Consider the following 16,720-nt stretch of genomic DNA (forward strand, 5'->3'; position numbering starts at 1 on the left):
GCCCGGGCAGCGAACCTTATGATGCTCACAGTCTATTTTTATAGACTAAGCGTACCCCTATATCCGATTACCGCGCAAAAAGGCCAGCATCGCCTCGTCCGTCTCCTCCGCGCCCTTCCCGAGCCAAATTAAATGGCCCCATGTGTCCAACAGCCGAAGTTCCGACTGCGGAAGATGGCGATGCGCGTGAAACGCGTGCTCCAACGAGACGAGACGGTCGTTTTTGCTGTGCAGTACAAGAGCCGGGCACCGTACATTTTCCAGCTCCGTCGGGACGATGTCCCCGGTCTGGGACAGATCGATGAAAAAGCCGTGACCCGACCGCTGCCGGTTGTTCATCCGGCGGATCGCTTCCCAATCTCCATCGCCGGCCTTGGTGACGATTACGCTCTGGGACAGGGTACTGAACGAAGGCGCCATCTGCCGAAAAATGAAACTCGGAAACCGGTTGTTCAAGCGGCCGAGCAGCTTCCAGACCGCCTCTTCCGCAGGGGGGCGGAACAGCAGCCGCGCCACGCGGTATTCCTTGTCTTGCGGAGTCAACCAAGCCTTCGTGACCGCGCATTGCAGCGTGAACGTGCGGATACGTTCCGGGTATAACGAAGCGAAGCGGATGCCGCTTGGGCCGCCGGCCGAGACGGCCAGCAAATGCACCTTGCCGAGCTGCAGCCGGTCCAGCAAGCCATTGTATGCCTGGCAAGCCTGAGTCAAGCTCGATCCAAGCTCCTTGGAGGTGCCGCCATACCCTGCGCGGGACGGGGTAATCAGGGAATAGCCCTGACGGATCAAGGCCTCGTAGCCGAATTCCTCGTAACAGTTGGAATGCCCGCCGTGCATCACAAGAATCGGCTCGCCCTCTCCTGCAACGGAGTATTCCAAGGGCAGGTCTTCGAATCGGTAAACATCCAAGCGCCGGTTCATTGGCCTTCTCTCGTTCCATCGGCATCCGAAGCCGTAAGTCCGTTGACCACAAAACGGATCAGGAGCTCCACTACCCGCTCGTAGACGTCCCCGAGCTCGGCTTTGTGCAGCGAGACGAAGACAACCGCCCGAAGCAGCCCGGACACGACCTCATGCTCCAGCGGAAGCATGGCCCCTTGGCTCTGCCATTTCTCGAAGAGCTGCTGTGCGGCGCGGGTATCCTCCTCCGCATGCTGCTGCATCGTTTCCTGCGGCAGCTTCCGGACTAGCTGCTCCCATTCGTCCTGCCGGAATACCCGCTGCAGGAACGGATTCGCATCAATCGTCTCGAAGCTCGTCCGAAACAGCTCGTGGAGCAGGACTTTAGGCGGAAGCTCCGAGGACAGCATATCCGCCAGCAGCCGGTCTTTGAAGCCTTCCTCCCGCTTGGCGATCTCGAAGTACAATTCTTCCTTGGTGTCAAAAAAGCTGTAGAACGAGCCCTTCGCGATGCCGCAAGTGGCCACGATATCGTCCAGGCTCGTCTTCTTCAAGCCGTATTGGACGAACAGCTCCTTTCCTTTGGATAACAAGCATTCGCGAATCGCTTCTTTCTCCTCTTTGCGAAATTTCGGCATCTTACTCTTCCTCCCCGCTTGATTTCAGACAGTCGTATACCGCGCGGCGCACGGCATTCTCCCGCGGATTGCGGTCCATATACCCGCCGATCCGGTTCAAAACATAGGCGTAGCCGAGCCCAAGATCGGGGTCCGCGAAGCAAAACGAGCCTCCCGCGCCGGGATGCCCGAACGCATGCAGGCTGCTGCCGAACATGCGGCTGGGGATCGGCTTCCACAGCCCGAGCGAATAGCCGAGGTCGACCCGGTTCACCCGGTCGAACCAGCCGGAGGCCGGCGGCTCCGCAGGCCGGCACAGCTCCTGCATCGTAGAGGCAGCCAGCCCAAGCTTCTCGCCGCCCGTGGCGAACTCGCCGTAAATCCGCGCCATGGCCCGGGCCTCCCCGATTCCGTTGCCGGACGGAAACTCGATCGATAGCATGTCCCGGTCGTTGAAGTTCGCGTTGGCCACCAGCTGTTTGCGGTCCACCATGCTGCGGGACGTGAGCGATCTCGGATTCAAAAATCCGGCGAACAACGCCATCGGGATTTCATGAAGATGAAACAATAAGTCCAAGGGACTATCAATTCCCCTCACCTTGGCGAGTCTCGAATCCGGCACCTCGTCCGGCAAGCCGATGTAAAATTCCGCTTGCAGCGGCGCGCAAATCTCCTCCTGCAGCAGCCGCCCGAGGCTGCGGCCCCGCGGATCGGTCCGCCTCAGCAGCTCGCCGATAAACCAGCCGATCGTCCACGTATGATAGCCGTGCGCCGAGCCCGGCTCCCATTCCGGCTTCATCTCCGCCAATCGGCCTGCGATGTTCGCCGTATCCAAATCGGCGTACCGGTGCAGCTCCAGCCCGTCCAGCGCGCACAAGCCGGCCTGGTGGGACAGCAGCTGCCGGATCGTGACCTGTTCCTTCCCGTGCTTCCCGAATTCGGGCCAATACCGCGCCACCGGGTCGTCGTAACCGAACCTGCCCCGCGAATGAGCCACGGCGGCACACAGCGCCGCGAACCCTTTCGTGCTGGAAAACACGGGAACCATCGTATGCTCCTCCCACGGAATCCGCCGCGCCGGGTCCGCGTAGCCTCCCCACAGGTCGACCACCTTCTCGCCTCGCCAATAGACGGCGCAAGCGGCTCCGGTTTCCCCAAGCCGCTCGAAATTGCGGACAAAAGCCTCTTTTACACCCTCGAAGCCCCGCTTAACCGTTCCGCCGGCGAAGGCGGACTTCTTCGCTTGTATCATGGTCACGTCGCCTCTTATTCTTATTATATGACCAAATTATAATTTATGGTCATATAAATTGCAATGAAAAAAGCTTCTAACCGAAGCCTATTCGACCAAGAATTTATGTCTTTTCTCAAAAAAGATGAGTCAGATCGGATGATCCAACTCATTAATCAACTTGTAATTGGCGGATGTTTCTCAGTCAGTATGGTTTCACACCAAAACAAGAACCAAGCGGATTATTTCCTCTTTTCAATATAACCCAACAATGTAATTATAAACATTCCGAACGCGAAGAGAACAGAAAGAGCCTGAAATAAATCCATTTAACAGCCTCCTCCTTTCGAAGAGCTGCTCCACCATCTTACAAGTTGTACTTTAAATTTAGCCCAAAATGGTTAAAACTGGTAGAACATTAAGAACTATTTTTGAACTTTTTGTTTCAACATTTTTCGCTAGCGAATGTTGGCTTGTCAGGGAATACTAGGAGCAAGCTTGACGAACCGTCGGGGATGTCCAAGCTTGCAAATTCCGGGTAGTCCTACATTTACTCCCGGGAAGCCGTCACGTATAATGAGCCTATATTTCAACGCGGAATATAAGGAGCGTCCGCATGTCAAACCGAAAATGGAACCTGGGACTTCTTCTCCTCTTTACCGTCTTTGCCTGCTTGCTGCTGCAATTCGTGTTCTCTACGCTGCGCATAAGAGAGCTGGTCCGGCCGCTTGAATCCGGTCCCCAGGAAGGAGACCGCCCTCGCCATATCGTCCTGATCCCTCAGGAGCTGGATAACCCGTATTGGCGGTCCATCGAGCAGGGCGCGCGGGAAGCGGCCCGGCAGTACGGCATGGAGCTGGATTATACCGGACCGTTCCGCATCAACCCGGCCGAACAGTCCAAGCTGCTGGAAAAAGCAATCGCAGCCAAGGCCGATGCGATTCTGCTTCAGGGCATCGGTGACCCGCAGTACCGGGGACTGATCGACAAAGCGGCCAACCGCGGCATTCCCGTGATCGCGGTCGATACGGACGAGCCGGAAAGTCGGCGGCTGGCTTATGTCGGCACGGACAACACGGAAGCAGGAAAACGGATGGGCGAGCTTGTGGCGCAGGCGTCGGGAGGCTCGGGAACGATCGGTGTCCTGATCGGCAGCGAAGCGCCCAATCAACGGCTGCGGCTCGAAGGCTTCCGCTCGGTAATCAGCCGTTATCCGAAGCTGGGGATCGCCGAGGTGCGCTCATCGAACATTTCGCGCCTGCAAGCGGCCGACCAAGCGGCAGCCATGCTGCTCGGGCATCCGCAGATCGGCTATTTGGCCGGATTCAGCGCCTTGGACGGCCCGGGCATGCTGGAAGCCGCGGGGCGCATCCGGCCGCAGGGGCTGCGCATTTTTGCGTTCGACGACCTGCCGGAAACGACGGAAGGCGTCCGGCAATGCAAGCTTGCCGCTACGATCGTCCAGCAGCCGCGTCAAATGGGCTTCGATGCCGTAACGCTGCTGCACGATTATTTTCAAGGCAAAACGCCGCAGCCGCAGCACTATACCGATACGTCCGTGCTTGATCGCAGCGCCTTGGAGAACGGGGGAAGCTGCCCATGACGATCCGCACCAAGCTGCTGCTGTTTATTCCCCTGCTCGTGCTGCTCGTCAACTCGGTCACGTTCTTTTTATTCCAGAGCGGAAAGGTCGTGCAGCAAAGCTACGATCTGATGATGAACCGCATCCTGCTGTACAAGCAGTCCGCCCAGGCGGCGGAGGATCATCTCAAGACGCTCTATGCGTATTTACTGAATCCGGGCGAAGACCGGAAAGCGGAGCTTGACCGGGAGCGGGCCAAACTGCTGGAGCTGCGGGCCGCGCTTGCCGGGCTCAGCGGCGCGTCTCCCCATACGTCGGAGCTGACCGGCTACCTCCATCTGCTCGATACGCAGATGGAGCAGGCGCTCGCTGCCCTGCCTGGCGGCACCCCGGCCCGTTACGAGGAAGCGGAGACCACGACCCGGTTTATCCGCGAGGAAGAGCAGCATCTCGTCGATCTGGAGCTGAGCTCGTATCAGCCGGTCTACAAGCAGATCCAGGCGGAAAACGACCGCATGAACCGGCTGGCCGCAGCCGTATTCGTCGTCAATACGCTGCTCAGCGTCGTGGTCGCGGTCTGGATCTCCCGCAGCGTTACCGGACCGGTCAACCGGCTGGTCGAGATGGCCGGGCAAATTTCCCGGGGGAATCTGAATCCGGAGCCGCCGCCGCTGCAATCGGAGGATGAGCTGGGCATTTTGTCCGATGCCTTCAAACGGATGCTGGCCGACCTCAAGCTGCTGATCGAGAAGGACAAAGAACGGCTGGAGATGGGCCGGCTGGTGAAGGAGCTCGAGCTTCAGGCGCTGCAAAGCCAGATTCATCCCCACTTTTTGTTCAATACGCTCAATGCGCTTTCCAAGCTGGCGCTGCTGGAAGGCGCGGAGCGGACAAGCGACCTGATCGTGTCGATGTCGAACCTACTGCGCTACAACTTGCGCAAGCTGGACCGGCCGGTGACGCTGCGTGAAGAGCTGGAGCACGTCCGGGAGTACGTGACGATCCAGCAGGCCCGCTTCCGCGACCGGTTCCAGATCGAGACGGACATCGACGAGTCCGCGCTGGAGGTGCCCATCCCAGCTCTGACGCTTCAGCCCATCGTGGAGAATGCGTTCGTGCACGGCATTGAACGGATGGAGCAAGGCGCCGTGATCCGCCTGACGGTCCGGCGCGAGCCGGAGCATATGCGTCTGACCATCTCGGACAACGGCCGCGGCATGAGCGAGGAAGTCCGGCAAGCCTTGCTGAGGCTGGAGGACGACAACGGCGCAAGATCCGGGCAAGATACAGCAAAAAAGGAATCAACCGGACTCGGAACGCGCAACGTGTTCAAGCGGCTGCAGCTGTTTTTCGGGCGCGGCGATCTGGTGGACATCGATAGCAAACCGGGAGAAGGAACGACGGTGACGATCCGGATTCCCCGCGGAAAGGAGGGTGAGACGGCGCATGTACCGGCTGATGATCGCAGATGATGAAGCGTTGGAACGGGAAGGGCTGGAATGGATCATCCGGCGCGCGATGCCGGATACGTTCCGGGTCGTTCATGCCGAGAACGGACGGAGAGCCATTGAGCTGGCGGAAGAGCATCGTCCGCATATTATTTTGATGGATGTCAATATGCCCGGCATTCAAGGCTTGGCCGCTTTGCGTGAAATCAAAGAGCGGCTGCACGATGCGAAGCTGGTCGTGGTTACAGCCTACGACTATTTTGCCTATGCCAAGGAAGCCTTGTCGCTCGGTGTGAAGGAATATATTGTAAAACCGGCGAAGCGGGAGCAAGTCGTCCGCATGCTGCAGCAGCTCGTGGAAGAGCTGGAACGGGAGAAGCGCAAGCGGACGGAAGAATTGGAGCTCCGGGACAAAATGTCCCAGCAGCTCCCTTTGATGGAGAACGAGCTCGCCCTGATGTTCATGGTTGACCAAGTGCTGGACGCCGGCGCCGGACAATTGTCCGAATGGCTCGGCTTCCCTCTTGATCAAGGCTGCACGATGGTCGTTGCTTTTCCGGAGCTGGCTTTCATACCGGATAAGAAGAAAATCTACGACCTCATCCGCACCTTCGTCAAGGCGCAGGGGGAGCCTTGCATCGTCAGCTCGCTGATCGACCGCCACATGGCAATTTTCGTGCGCAAGAAACCGGAAGAAGCTTCGGAGGCCGCATGGAAGGACAAAATCAGGCAGTGCGGAGCAAAGCTGTGCGAATTAACCGAGCGGCAGCTCGAATTGGCGGTATCGGTCGGCATCGGGTCGGTCCATAAGGAAGCAGCGGGGCTGCGCACCTCGTATTTCGAGGCCGTTTTTGCCTCCACCTATTTCGAGCAGGGCGGCAAAGTATGCCTTTTCGACGAGCTGAAAGAAGACAAGGCTGGCGTGCTTCAAGAGCCCGAAGCAAGGTCCGCCCACAGAGAAACAGCGCGTCAGTCGTACGTAATCTCGGCGCTGCAGCGCATTCGGGAAGAGCGCGAGCGGCAGACGGTCAATGTCCTTGACAAAGCCAAAAGGTACATTCAAGAGCGGTTTGCCGAAGAGCTGTCGCTGGAGGAAGTGGCGGATTACGTCCACCTGAATCCCCACTACTTCAGCAAAATTTTCAAGCAGCAGGTGGGTGAAACGTTTATCGACTTTGTCACGAACCTGCGGATCGGCAGAGCCAAGGAACTGATGGCCTCGACGGATTTAAGCCTGAAGGAAGTATGCTTCGAGGTAGGGTATAAAGACCCGAACTATTTCAGCCGCGTATTCAAAAAAGTGACCGGCGTGACGCCGACCGACTACCGGGGCCAAACGAAATAAACGAATCATGCGGATGTCCATGCTCTCTTAAGGAGACATGGACTTTTTTGCGTTCGGAGAACAAGAAAATGCTAGCCTGCGTTGTGCGACGGACGAAGCAAGGGAATTCCGAATTAAATGCGGGAAGAGCACAAATAAGTGCGGGTGATTGCCGATTAGCCTCGCCGGCTCGCGTGATATAATGAACCCACTTCCGGATACGCGGAAAGGAGAATGGATCATGAGCACGATTCCCACCACGCAAAACGGACAAGTCAGCATGAGGTTCGTTACGCTTGTTTCTATCGTTGCCGCTTTGGGCGGCTTATTGTTCGGTTTTGATACGGCTGTCGTATCGGGCGCAGTCGGTTTCATGAAGCAGCGCTTCGACTTGAACGAATTGGAGGTCGGCTGGGCCGTCTCCAGCCTGATTATCGGCTGCATTGCCGGGGCTGCCGCTTCCGGCATGCTGAGCGATAGATTCGGCCGGAAAAAGGTGCTGATTGCCGCGGCGGCGCTGTTCATTATCGGCTCGGTCGGCTCCGCCATCCCGGATACGTTCACCGGCTACATTATTGCCCGGATGATCGGAGGCATCGGGATCGGCATCACCTCTACCCTATGCCCGCTGTATAACGCGGAAATCGCTCCGGCCCAGTACCGCGGCCGTCTGGTCGCGCTGAACCAGTTTGCTACCGTGACCGGCATTTTCCTCGTTTACTTTGTCAACTCGGGCATTGCCGGCTACGCTGATGACGCCTGGAATATCGCCACCGGCTGGCGTTGGATGTTCGGCATTGGAGTGCTACCGGGCGTGCTGTTCTTGGTATTACTGTTTTTCGTTCCCGAAAGCCCCCGCTGGCTGATCAAGCAGGGAAGACCGGTCGAAGCGCTGCCGATTCTGCTCAAGATTCACGGCGACGATCTGGCCCGGCAGGAAGTGCTCGACATCAAGGAGTCGTTCAAGCAGGAAAACGCCTCGCTCCGCCAGCTGTTCAGCCCCGGGCTGCGCACCGCCTTGCTCGTCGGCGTGGTGCTGGCCGTGCTGCAGCAGGTGACGGGAATTAACGCCATCATGTATTATGCCCCGGAAATTTTCAAAGAAGCCGGTGCAGGCACGAACGCTTCGCTGGTCCAGACCATCTTGGTCGGGCTGATCAACTTCCTGTTCACAATTCTGGCCCTGTGGCTCATCGATAAAGCGGGACGCAAAGCGCTGCTGTTGGTCGGCTCGGCCTTGATGACCGTCTCTCTGCTGGTCATCGGCATCGCGTTCCATAGCGGGCAGACGTCGGGTCCGCTGGTGCTGGTCTTTATTTTGGTCTATGTCGCCGCCTTCGCCATCTCGCTCGGTCCGGTCGTCTGGGTGCTGCTGTCCGAAATATTCCCGAACCGCATCCGGGGCCGGGCGACGGCGATCGCTTCCATGTCGCTCTGGGCAGCCGATTATATCGTGTCCCAGTCGTTCCCTCCGATGCTGAATACCGCGGGACCGGCGATGACCTTCTGGATTTTCGGCGCGCTGTCGCTCGTTACGTTCCTGTTCACCTGGCGCGTCGTGCCCGAGACGAAAGGCAAATCGCTGGAGGAAATCGAAGCCGTCTGGTCGGCCAAAGCGAAAGCCGAATCGGGCGACCAACCGGCTCTGGCTGCAGCGGTCGATTAAGGGCTTCGCATATCACACGAAAAAGAGGAGCGCTCCCCTGCGCGCTCCTCTTTTTACGTACAAATATCGCGTTAGCCGTTACGCCTCCCGCTCAACCAGCATCGCAACCCCTTGCCCGCCGCCGATGCACAGCGCCGCGAGACCGAGCTTCCCGTCACGCTTGATCAGCTCATGGAGCAGCGTGACGAGCACGCGGGCACCGCTGGCGCCGATCGGATGACCGAGCGCGATGGCGCCGCCGTTCACGTTCAGCTTTTCCCGCGGCACGCCGAGGTCCCGTCCGACCGCAAGCGATTGGGCGGCGAACGCTTCGTTCAGCTCCAGCAGGTCGATGTCGTCCATCGACACACCGGTTTTGCCAAGCAGCTTGCGGACCGCATCCACAGGACCGAGTCCCATGACCGAAGGGTCCAAAGCCGCATGCGCATAGCCTCTGATCCGCGCCAGCGGCTTCAGTCCAAGCTGCCCTGCCCGAGCCGCCGACATGACGACCAGCGCCGCGGCTCCGTCGTTGATGCCCGACGCGTTCCCCGCGGTCACGGTGCCGTCCTTGCGGAACGAAGGGCGAAGCTTGCCGAGCGTCTCGGCCGTCGTACCGTAGCGCGGATGCTCGTCGGTATCGATGACGATCGGATCGCCTTTTCGCTGCGGAATCGACACGGGGACGATTTCGTCCCGAAAACGGCCCGATTGGATTGCCTGCTCCGCTTTCTGCTGGCTCCAGGCGGCAAATTCATCCTGCTCTGCACGGGTAAGCTCATACCGGTCCGCGATATTTTCCGCGGTGATCCCCATATGGATGTCGCACATGGCGCACCACAGTCCGTCGCGGACCATCGAATCGACCAGCTTGCCGTCGCCCATGCGCAGCCCCGAGCGGGCGCCTTCCAGCAAATACGGCGCTTGGCTCATGTTTTCCATGCCGCCCGCCACGACGATTTCCGCATCGCCCAGCCGCACGCTTTGCGCCGCCAGCATGACAGCCTTGAGGCCGGAGCCGCATACCTTGTTCACCGTCAGTGCAGGCACCGCATGGGAAAAACCGCTTTTCAGCCACGCCTGGCGCGCTGGATTTTGTCCGAGTCCCGCCTGCAGCACGTTGCCCATGATTACCTCGTCGACCTGCTCCTCGCTGACGCCAGCCCGCTCCAGCGCGTCTTTGATCACGAGGCTGCCGAGCTCCGTGGCGGGAATGCCCGACAGCGCCCCTTGAAACCCGCCGATCGCCGTACGGACGGCGCTTACGATCACCGCATCGTTGTTCATGTGAACCTCCTCCAAGCTTTGTTAAACCGGCATTTATAATTCAAGCTCCCAGTTCCTCCGCCAGCCGGGGATCGACCGTAAACGAAGCTTCCGTTTCCGCCCGCACCTCATCCAGTTCTGCGCCGCCCAGCAATTCGATCAGCACCATCCCTTGAGCGGTAAAGTCGAAGACGGCGAGATCGGTAATGAGCCGATGCACGACGCCTTGGCCGGTCAGTGGGAGCGTGCATTCCTTTTTCACTTTCGCTTCCCCGTGCTTGTTGACATGCTCCATAATGACGACGATCCGCTTGGCTCCGTTCACCAGATCCATCGCGCCGCCCATGCCTTTAACCATCTTGCCGGGAATCATCCAGTTGGCCAGATCGCCCCCTTCGGATACTTCCATCCCGCCCAAAATCGCCAGATCGATATGGCCGCCGCGAATCATCGCGAACGATTCTGCGCTGTCGAAATACGAAGCGCCCGGGATCGCCGTGACCGTTTCTTTCCCGGCATTGATCAAGTCCGGATCTTCCTCGCCCTGCTTCGGATAAGGTCCGATCCCCAGCAGCCCGTTCTCCGAGTGCAGCATGACGCTCAGCTCGGCCGGAATTTCGTCGGCGACCAGCGTCGGCATCCCGATGCCCAAATTCACATACATGCCGTCCTGAATTTCCTGTACGGCCCGTTTCACAATTCTGGTTCGGCTATCGCTCATGTGAACCCCTCCTCTTTTACACGCTGCGGACCGTCAACCGCTCGATCCGTTTCTCGTAGCTTCCGCCCTGTACGACACGCTGCACGTAAATGCCCGGCGTATGAATCTCATCCGGGTCCAGCTCCCCGACGCCGACGATCTCTTCCGCTTCCGCAATCGTAATTTTGCCCGCCGCTGCGGCCATCGGATTGAAGTTGCGCGACGTCTTGCGGAAGACGAGATTCCCCATCGGATCGGCCTTCCAAGCTTTGACCAGGGCAAAATCCCCGACAATCGCCCGCTCCAGCAGGTACGTCCGCCCGTCGAACGTCTTGTGCTCCTTGCCTTCCGCAACCGGAGTCCCGACGCCGGTCGCCGTGTAAAAGCCGGGAATCCCCGCGCCGCCTGCCCGAATCCGTTCCGCGAGCGAGCCCTGCGGCACCAGCTCGACCTCCAGCTCGCCGCTCAAGAACTGCTTCTCGAACGTTTTGTTCTCCCCCACGTAGGAAGACACCATTTTCTTGATTTGCCGGTTTGCGAGCAGCAGCCCCAATCCCCAGTCGTCGACGCCGCAGTTATTGCTGACGACGGTCAAATCCTTCGTCCCTTGTTCCCTCAATGCCGCGATCAGATGCTCCGGAATGCCGCACAGCCCGAAGCCGCCGACGATCAGCACGGCTCCGTCCTGAATATCCCGTACGGCTTCCGCCATGGAGCCCATCACTTTACTTGTGCCCATGCCCTCTCCTCCTCCGAATGGTTTATTGCGCGGTGTAACCTCCGTCGATCAGCAGCGATGCCCCGGTGACGCCCTTCATTTTGTCGCTAGCGATCAGCATGGCGAATTCGGCGATTTCTTCAACCGACAGCAGCCGCTTTTGCGGGACGAGCGGGTAAATGACCTCTTCCAGCACCCGCTCCAGCGGCACCTGACGGGTTTTCGCCAGATCGTTCAGCTGGCCGCGAACAAGCGGCGTGTCGACGTAGCCCGGACACAGCGCATTGACGGTAATGCCGTGTGCCGCCCCTTCCAGGGCTGCGACCTTCGTGAGGCCGATCAGCCCGTGCTTCGCGCTGTTATAGGCGGCTTTGCCCGCGAAGCCGATCACTCCGTTAATCGAAGCCATGTTGATGATGCGGCCCCAGCCCTGCTCTTTCATGATCGGAAACACGTGCTTGATCCCGATAAAAGCGCCGGTCAGCATCACCTTCAGCATGAAATCGAACTTCTCTACCGGAAAATCCTCGATCGGCGCGACATGCTGCAGGCCCGCATTGTTGACCAGAATATCCAGTCTCCCGTAAGCCCCGCGGGCCGCTTCGACCGCAGCGGCAAAATCGCTCTCCCGCGTCACATCGAGGCTTACACCCATCGCTTCATAGCCCGCGCTGCGCAGCTCTTCCGCCGCGCTTTCCGCTTTGTCCCCGTGCATGTCGGAGACGACCACGCGGGCCCCTTCCTTCGCAAAGGTGCGGGCTATTTCCAGGCCGATGCCGCTGGCGGCTCCCGTAATTAACGCGACTTTATTCGTTAAAAAATTTCCCATAGTCCATCCCTCCGCTGGGTAATTATTAAATGAATGAGAAGATCACAGCCAAAATCAGCACGGTCAACGTCTTCAGCACAGTAACAGCAAAAATGTCCTTATACGATTGGCGATGCGTCAAGCCGGTAATCGCCAGCAGCGTGATCACCGCGCCGTTATGAGGCAGCGTATCCATGCCCCCGGAGGCCATGGAAGCGATCCGGTGCAGCAGTTCCGGGCTGATGCCTGCCGCTTGAGCCGTGGCCATGTACGTTTTGCCCATCACTTCGAGCGCAATGGACAATCCGCCGGAGGCCGAGCCGGTCACGCCTGCGAGGATGTTCACCGATACCGCTTCGGAGATGAGCGGCTGCGAGCTTAGGCCCATAATCCAGTTTTGAATCAATTTAAAGCCGGGCAGCGTCTTGACCACGTTCCCGAAACCGACCTCCGAGGCGGTGTTGAAAATCGCCAGCAGCGACCCCATCGCCGCCGCCGTCAGTCCGGCCGCCAGCTTGCTCTGCACATGGCGAATATTAATGCACAAGGCACTGACGATCCCGATGCATAGCGCGATAATGAGCGCCCAAGATGATGCAACCGTTTTCACATTGGCGATATTAAACGATTTTAGCAGCTCCGCATTATACCAGGTCGTTACGTCCAAAAAGCCGCGGCTGAGCAAATAGTTGAAGACGAGCACGAGCAGCAGCGGCAGCACGGAGATCCACAGGCTCGGATACGTCTGATTTTCCAGCAGCTCCGGCTCGTTCTTATGATCCGTTCCATAACCTTCCCCGGCGGCTTCGGCCTGCTTGCGCCGGCGTTCCAGCCACCAGAGTCCTCCGAAAAATACCATCAGACTGCCGGCGATTCCGACGATCGGCGCGGCATAAGCGTCCGTCCCGAAATAGCTGGTCGGGATAATATTTTGAATTTGCGGCGTGCCCGGCAGCGCATCCATCGTAAACGTAAAGGCGCCAAGCGCGATCGTCCCCGGAATTAACCGTTTCGGCACGTTCGCTTCCCGGAAAATCGCCACGGCAAACGGATACACCGCAAACGCCACCACGAACAACGATACGCCGCCGTACGTCAGCACCGCACAGGCCAGGATAACGGACAGAATCGCCCGCTTCGAGCCGAGCGCCCGCACGATGGACTGCGCAATGGAAGCCGCCGCCCCGCTCATTTCCATCACTTTACCGAAAATAGCCCCCAACAGGAAAATGGGGAAAAAGTTTTTTACATAGTTGGCCGCGTTCGTCATATACGTTTCCGTATAGCTGGGCATGAGCGCATTGCCCGAGATGACGACGGCCAGTAAGGTGAAAATCGGAGCAAATACAATGACCGGATAGCCCCGGTAAGCAAAAAACATGAGCAATCCCAAAGCGAACACAATGGCCAGAACTTCGATGATCATCTCGCGCTTGTCCTCTTTTCTTCTCTAAGATGAATACATTGCAAACCCTTCCAAAGATAGCGATTACAAAATCTTGGACCACCGGGTTGTTGAAGCTGTTTTGTTTTGGAAATTTTGCATCCCGAAATTTGGAAGTTCTCGCGGCTCTTCCAGTTTACAATGAGGATCGTCACGAGGTAAAATTCATACATCGAATAACAACGATGCCAAAATATTATAGGTGGAGATGAGTTTTTTGGATTTGCGAAACTTAACTTATCTTCTTGAGGTCGCCAAGCTGCAAAATTTCACCAAAGCCGCAGAAGCGCTTCATATGACGCAGCCGACGTTAAGCAAGCTGGTCCGGAGCATGGAAGAAGAGCTGGGCGTTACGTTGTTCGACCGTTCAGGCAAGCAGGTCAAGTTAACCGATGCGGGCAGCGCGGCGATCCAGCAAATCCATCACATCCTTCAAGCGGTGAATGACCTGTACATTACGCTGGACGACGTCTCCCAGCTCAAGACCGGAACGCTTACGATCGGACTGCCTCCCGTGATCAGCTCCGTTTTTTTCCCGCGCGTCATCGCGCCGTTTCAGAAGCTGTATCCCCGACTCCAATTCGAGATGGTCGAAGAAGGCGCCAAAAACGTCGAGCAGCGGGTCCTGAACGGATCGATCGATCTGGGCGTCGTCATTTCTCCCGACGAGGAAGCCGGCTTCGGGACGATGCCTTTTATCCGGCAGCAATTGGCGCTGGTGCTCCACCGGTCGCATCCGCTGGCGGAGCATCCCCCTGTGAAGCTGGCTGACCTGAGCCGGGAGCCGTTCCTCATGTTCGCCAAAGGCTTCGGCGTCCGCCATCACGTGCTCGAAGCGTGCCACCAGGCCGGATTTCATCCGCTCATCGCGCACGAAAGCTCCCAATGGGATTTGCTTGTAGAGATGGTCGCCGCTGAATTGGGTGTCGCCCTGCTGCCCGAAGCAATCTGCTCCAAGGTCGTGAACCCGGACGTCCGGGTGCTGCCGATGACGAATCCGGCGATTCCGTGGAATCTCGTCGTCATTTGGAACAAGGAGCGCTACGTTTCCTACGCGATGCGCGAATTTCTCCGGTTCGTCGAACAGACCTCCGGCCCGGGTGGCGGTGAGCCCGTTTGTTGAAAAAATTATATGTAGCCTACCTTGTCGTCTTTTTTGGAATCTCCATTGGTGCGATTATTATCGGGAGCTACGGGATTAACGATCAGAAAAGCCACATTTATGTATTGCCGGACGGTTATACGGGATGGGTCGAAATCAGATACGAGCAGGAAGACAGCCCTCCGCTGCCTCGCGAGGGAGCGGAGTATGTCAACCTCATTCCGCGCACGGGGATTTTGAATACGTCGGATTCGCCAACATCGGGAGAAATGAAATTTTATTATCTCGACGAGCAGGGGAACCGTAAAAGAATTGAGCTTGACATGATCCGCACCCAAGGGATGAGTACAAAAGACGTTCTTACCTCAAACGGAACCAGGGAAGAACTTTCAGTCAATGTTTTTTTCGTCGGTACGGAACAGCAATGGAATGAGGAGAGAAGCCGCAATTGAAGCGTGCTTGCGAAAAGAAGAAAGATCAAGCCCATTTCGGGCTGCTCCTTTTTCCGGAGGACAAGCCAAAGATTCCGTCCGAGTTAAATCGGTGCTTTTGTCAATTGAATTAATTTGTATAAACAAGATATCCCGCATATTTGGGACTCGATCCTCTTATCTTGGTAAGTACGGATTTTCTCAGCTATCTTCATGAGCATCTGCAGATCCGTATGTTCGGCAATGGCGATTGATTGTTTAAATTTTACGGTTTCCTCTGAATAAACGGAGTTTTGAAGCACTTGGATCAACCTGATTTTTAGCAGATGAGCTCCATCGTAACAACGATAACGGTTTTCAGGGTCTCGATTCACCGTTACATAACCTGCTTGCTCCCAGTAGCGAATCGTCGATTTAGGTACATGAGTCAGCTTAGATACTTTATTGATGGTGAAGCGTTCCTTTGTATATGGAGATGTATTTTCGTTCAATTGTCGTCGAATATCCTCGATCAGCTTGTCTAATTTCTCTTTGTCCTCAAATAAAGCGACTTCCTTTTCCCTAATGACCCACAAAACATCATGCGTCTTGTCCTGCCGAAGATAATGAAGCACTTCGGTTGTCACTTCCATCCCAAATGCTGGGGCCATGGCTTGAATACATGCCAAGTATGTTGCATGCAGGTCCGTATAAATACGATAGCCATTGACGGATCGTTCTGCTGGAGGAATGAGGCCTTTGGCCTCGTAATTCCGTAAGGTGCTGGCGCTAATCATGAATGTGGCCGCCATTTTTTTGGGACGCATAGTCAACTCGCGATCTCTCCCTAAAAAATCAGGATTAAAGTTAGTTATAAGATTTTCTGGAATTACATTTGATTTTCCTTCTCATTTTGCGTTAAACCTTTCAATTGGCTTGTATGTTATAGAATGAAAGTAGATTTGAGAAAAGAGGTGTATTAAATTATGATGAGTAAACAATTTCCAACCTACCATTGTGACATGACGATCGAAGAAATCGGGGCGGAAGGCAACCGATACATTGCATCTGAATGGAGGGCCTTATACGAGTCGATGTATGTACAATTGACGGCTGCTTTTCTTGAAATCGAGGATGCCGCGTATGGTCTTTTCTTGGATCAATTGATGCCGGTTGTATTTGAGAGGATGGAAGAGGCTGGATTCGAAGTAACGGAGACCCTTGAAGAGGACGATTTTGTCATCGGCAAAAACTTGATTTTTCGAAACTCACTTGAAAAATGGGGACCGGAAGACAACAGATCGCGTGTATTCTGGAACGTTGTCCGAAATAAGCAAGGTCAACCGCTTGGAACCTTATTGACAGATATTCCCCACTCTCATTTGAAGTTTGATATCCCTTCAGCACCGGTGTTTTACACGATACGGGAGAGCGTCAAGGAGCAGATCATTCAAGGGATTCGGCAACTTAAGGAGTAGTGGGAGGGAAGAAATTTAAAGATCAACATGGTTCATGTGGAGTTTCG

Annotated in this window: 17 protein-coding genes; 7 read left to right on the top strand and 10 right to left on the bottom strand. The window is 56.6% G+C overall.

The window, feature by feature from the left end:
* Positions 1-57: 57 nt before the first annotated feature.
* The 4 genes from ET33_RS18880 to ET33_RS39800 form a co-directional block, all read right to left on the bottom strand.
* Entirely contained in the window at positions 58-921 is an 864-nt protein-coding gene (locus tag ET33_RS18880; protein WP_036685111.1) for an alpha/beta fold hydrolase, read from the bottom strand.
* Complete coding sequence (locus ET33_RS18885) at positions 918-1,538, bottom strand: TetR/AcrR family transcriptional regulator (RefSeq protein WP_036685116.1); 621 nt, start codon at positions 1,536-1,538, stop codon at positions 918-920. Before ET33_RS18885 ends, ET33_RS18880 begins: the two co-directional genes overlap by 4 nt.
* A 1-nt stretch (position 1,539) precedes the next feature.
* Complete coding sequence (locus ET33_RS18890; RefSeq protein WP_036685120.1) at positions 1,540-2,769, bottom strand: EstA family serine hydrolase; 1,230 nt, start codon at positions 2,767-2,769, stop codon at positions 1,540-1,542.
* Positions 2,770-2,990: 221 nt separating this feature from the next.
* Positions 2,991-3,077, bottom strand: coding sequence for a putative holin-like toxin (locus ET33_RS39800; RefSeq protein WP_220388992.1), 87 nt, complete (start codon positions 3,075-3,077; stop codon positions 2,991-2,993).
* Positions 3,078-3,364: 287 nt separating this feature from the next.
* Here ET33_RS39800 and ET33_RS18895 point away from each other — a divergent pair, with 287 nt between their 5' ends.
* The 4 genes from ET33_RS18895 (at position 3,365) to ET33_RS18910 (ending at position 8,768) form a co-directional block, all read left to right on the top strand.
* A complete protein-coding gene (locus ET33_RS18895) occupies positions 3,365-4,351 on the top strand; it encodes a substrate-binding domain-containing protein (protein ID WP_036685123.1) in 987 nt (328 codons plus the stop codon).
* Positions 4,348-5,802, top strand: a complete 1,455-nt coding sequence (locus ET33_RS18900) for a sensor histidine kinase (protein WP_036685125.1) — start codon at positions 4,348-4,350, stop codon at positions 5,800-5,802. The genes ET33_RS18895 and ET33_RS18900 overlap by 4 nt, the downstream gene beginning before the upstream one ends.
* A complete protein-coding gene (locus ET33_RS18905; protein WP_036685127.1) occupies positions 5,777-7,123 on the top strand; it encodes a helix-turn-helix domain-containing protein in 1,347 nt (448 codons plus the stop codon). Before ET33_RS18900 ends, ET33_RS18905 begins: the two co-directional genes overlap by 26 nt.
* A gap of 220 nt (positions 7,124-7,343) precedes the next feature.
* Entirely contained in the window at positions 7,344-8,768 is a 1,425-nt protein-coding gene (locus ET33_RS18910) for a sugar porter family MFS transporter (protein WP_036685129.1), read from the top strand.
* A gap of 78 nt (positions 8,769-8,846) precedes the next feature.
* On the opposite strand, the gene ET33_RS18915 is transcribed toward ET33_RS18910, so the two are convergent.
* Genes ET33_RS18915 through ET33_RS18935 form a run of 5 tightly spaced genes read right to left on the bottom strand, consistent with a single transcriptional unit; the run spans position 8,847 to position 13,665 of the window.
* Positions 8,847-10,034, bottom strand: coding sequence for an acetyl-CoA C-acetyltransferase (locus ET33_RS18915; RefSeq protein WP_036685131.1), 1,188 nt, complete (start codon positions 10,032-10,034; stop codon positions 8,847-8,849).
* Between the two features lie 40 nt (positions 10,035-10,074).
* A complete protein-coding gene (locus tag ET33_RS18920; protein WP_036685133.1) occupies positions 10,075-10,734 on the bottom strand; it encodes a 3-oxoacid CoA-transferase subunit B in 660 nt (219 codons plus the stop codon).
* 16 nt (positions 10,735-10,750) lie between these two features.
* Positions 10,751-11,452: a CoA transferase subunit A gene (locus ET33_RS18925; RefSeq protein ID WP_036685136.1), complete on the bottom strand. Its 702-nt coding sequence runs from the start codon at positions 11,450-11,452 to the stop codon at positions 10,751-10,753.
* 22 nt (positions 11,453-11,474) lie between these two features.
* The gene (locus ET33_RS18930; RefSeq protein WP_036685139.1) at positions 11,475-12,260 is read right to left on the bottom strand and encodes a 3-hydroxybutyrate dehydrogenase; all 786 of its coding nucleotides are present in this window, start codon (positions 12,258-12,260) and stop codon (positions 11,475-11,477) included.
* Positions 12,261-12,285: 25 nt separating this feature from the next.
* A complete protein-coding gene (locus ET33_RS18935; RefSeq protein WP_036685142.1) occupies positions 12,286-13,665 on the bottom strand; it encodes a GntP family permease in 1,380 nt (459 codons plus the stop codon).
* Between the two features lie 235 nt (positions 13,666-13,900).
* On the opposite strand from ET33_RS18935, the gene ET33_RS18940 reads away from it, so the two are divergent.
* Both ET33_RS18940 and ET33_RS18945 read left to right on the top strand, forming a co-directional pair.
* Positions 13,901-14,806, top strand: coding sequence for a LysR family transcriptional regulator (locus ET33_RS18940; RefSeq protein ID WP_036685145.1), 906 nt, complete (start codon positions 13,901-13,903; stop codon positions 14,804-14,806).
* Positions 14,803-15,237: a DUF6843 domain-containing protein gene (locus ET33_RS18945; protein ID WP_144028801.1), complete on the top strand. Its 435-nt coding sequence runs from the start codon at positions 14,803-14,805 to the stop codon at positions 15,235-15,237. The genes ET33_RS18940 and ET33_RS18945 overlap by 4 nt, the downstream gene beginning before the upstream one ends.
* An 83-nt stretch (positions 15,238-15,320) precedes the next feature.
* Here the strand turns inward: ET33_RS18945 and ET33_RS18950 are convergent, their stop codons facing one another.
* On the bottom strand, positions 15,321-16,022 hold the full coding sequence (locus ET33_RS18950) for a MerR family DNA-binding transcriptional regulator (RefSeq protein ID WP_036685254.1): 702 nt from the start codon (positions 16,020-16,022) through the stop codon (positions 15,321-15,323).
* A 159-nt stretch (positions 16,023-16,181) separates the two neighbouring features.
* Between ET33_RS18950 and ET33_RS18955 the strand changes: the two genes are divergently transcribed.
* Positions 16,182-16,673, top strand: a complete 492-nt coding sequence (locus ET33_RS18955; RefSeq protein ID WP_235206756.1) for a DUF6022 family protein — start codon at positions 16,182-16,184, stop codon at positions 16,671-16,673.
* The last annotated feature ends 47 nt before the right edge of the window (positions 16,674-16,720 follow it).

Origin of the sequence: Paenibacillus tyrphae, assembly GCF_000722545.1 — a bacterium.
In the GTDB taxonomy this organism is placed as follows: Bacteria; Bacillota; Bacilli; order Paenibacillales; family NBRC-103111; genus Paenibacillus_G; species Paenibacillus_G tyrfis.

Excerpts from the sequence above, each read along its gene's own strand:
- ET33_RS18930 (WP_036685139.1), bottom strand. The coding sequence starts at position 12,260 with ATGGGAAATTTTTTAACGAATAAAGTCGCGTTAATTACGGGAGCCGCC.
- ET33_RS18880 (WP_036685111.1), bottom strand. The coding sequence starts at position 921 with ATGAACCGGCGCTTGGATGTTTACCGATTCGAAGACCTGCCCTTGGAA.
- ET33_RS39800 (WP_220388992.1), bottom strand. The coding sequence starts at position 3,077 with ATGGATTTATTTCAGGCTCTTTCTGTTCTCTTCGCGTTCGGAATGTTT.
- ET33_RS18915 (WP_036685131.1), bottom strand. The coding sequence starts at position 10,034 with ATGAACAACGATGCGGTGATCGTAAGCGCCGTCCGTACGGCGATCGGC.
- ET33_RS18925 (WP_036685136.1), bottom strand. The coding sequence starts at position 11,452 with ATGGGCACAAGTAAAGTGATGGGCTCCATGGCGGAAGCCGTACGGGAT.
- ET33_RS18950 (WP_036685254.1), bottom strand. The coding sequence starts at position 16,022 with ATGCGTCCCAAAAAAATGGCGGCCACATTCATGATTAGCGCCAGCACC.
- ET33_RS18905 (WP_036685127.1), top strand. The coding sequence starts at position 5,777 with ATGTACCGGCTGATGATCGCAGATGATGAAGCGTTGGAACGGGAAGGG.
- ET33_RS18890 (WP_036685120.1), bottom strand. The coding sequence starts at position 2,769 with ATGATACAAGCGAAGAAGTCCGCCTTCGCCGGCGGAACGGTTAAGCGG.
- ET33_RS18920 (WP_036685133.1), bottom strand. The coding sequence starts at position 10,734 with ATGAGCGATAGCCGAACCAGAATTGTGAAACGGGCCGTACAGGAAATT.
- ET33_RS18955 (WP_235206756.1), top strand. The coding sequence starts at position 16,182 with ATGATGAGTAAACAATTTCCAACCTACCATTGTGACATGACGATCGAA.
- ET33_RS18895 (WP_036685123.1), top strand. The coding sequence starts at position 3,365 with ATGTCAAACCGAAAATGGAACCTGGGACTTCTTCTCCTCTTTACCGTC.
- ET33_RS18910 (WP_036685129.1), top strand. The coding sequence starts at position 7,344 with ATGAGCACGATTCCCACCACGCAAAACGGACAAGTCAGCATGAGGTTC.
- ET33_RS18900 (WP_036685125.1), top strand. The coding sequence starts at position 4,348 with ATGACGATCCGCACCAAGCTGCTGCTGTTTATTCCCCTGCTCGTGCTG.
- ET33_RS18935 (WP_036685142.1), bottom strand. The coding sequence starts at position 13,665 with ATGATCATCGAAGTTCTGGCCATTGTGTTCGCTTTGGGATTGCTCATG.
- ET33_RS18885 (WP_036685116.1), bottom strand. The coding sequence starts at position 1,538 with ATGCCGAAATTTCGCAAAGAGGAGAAAGAAGCGATTCGCGAATGCTTG.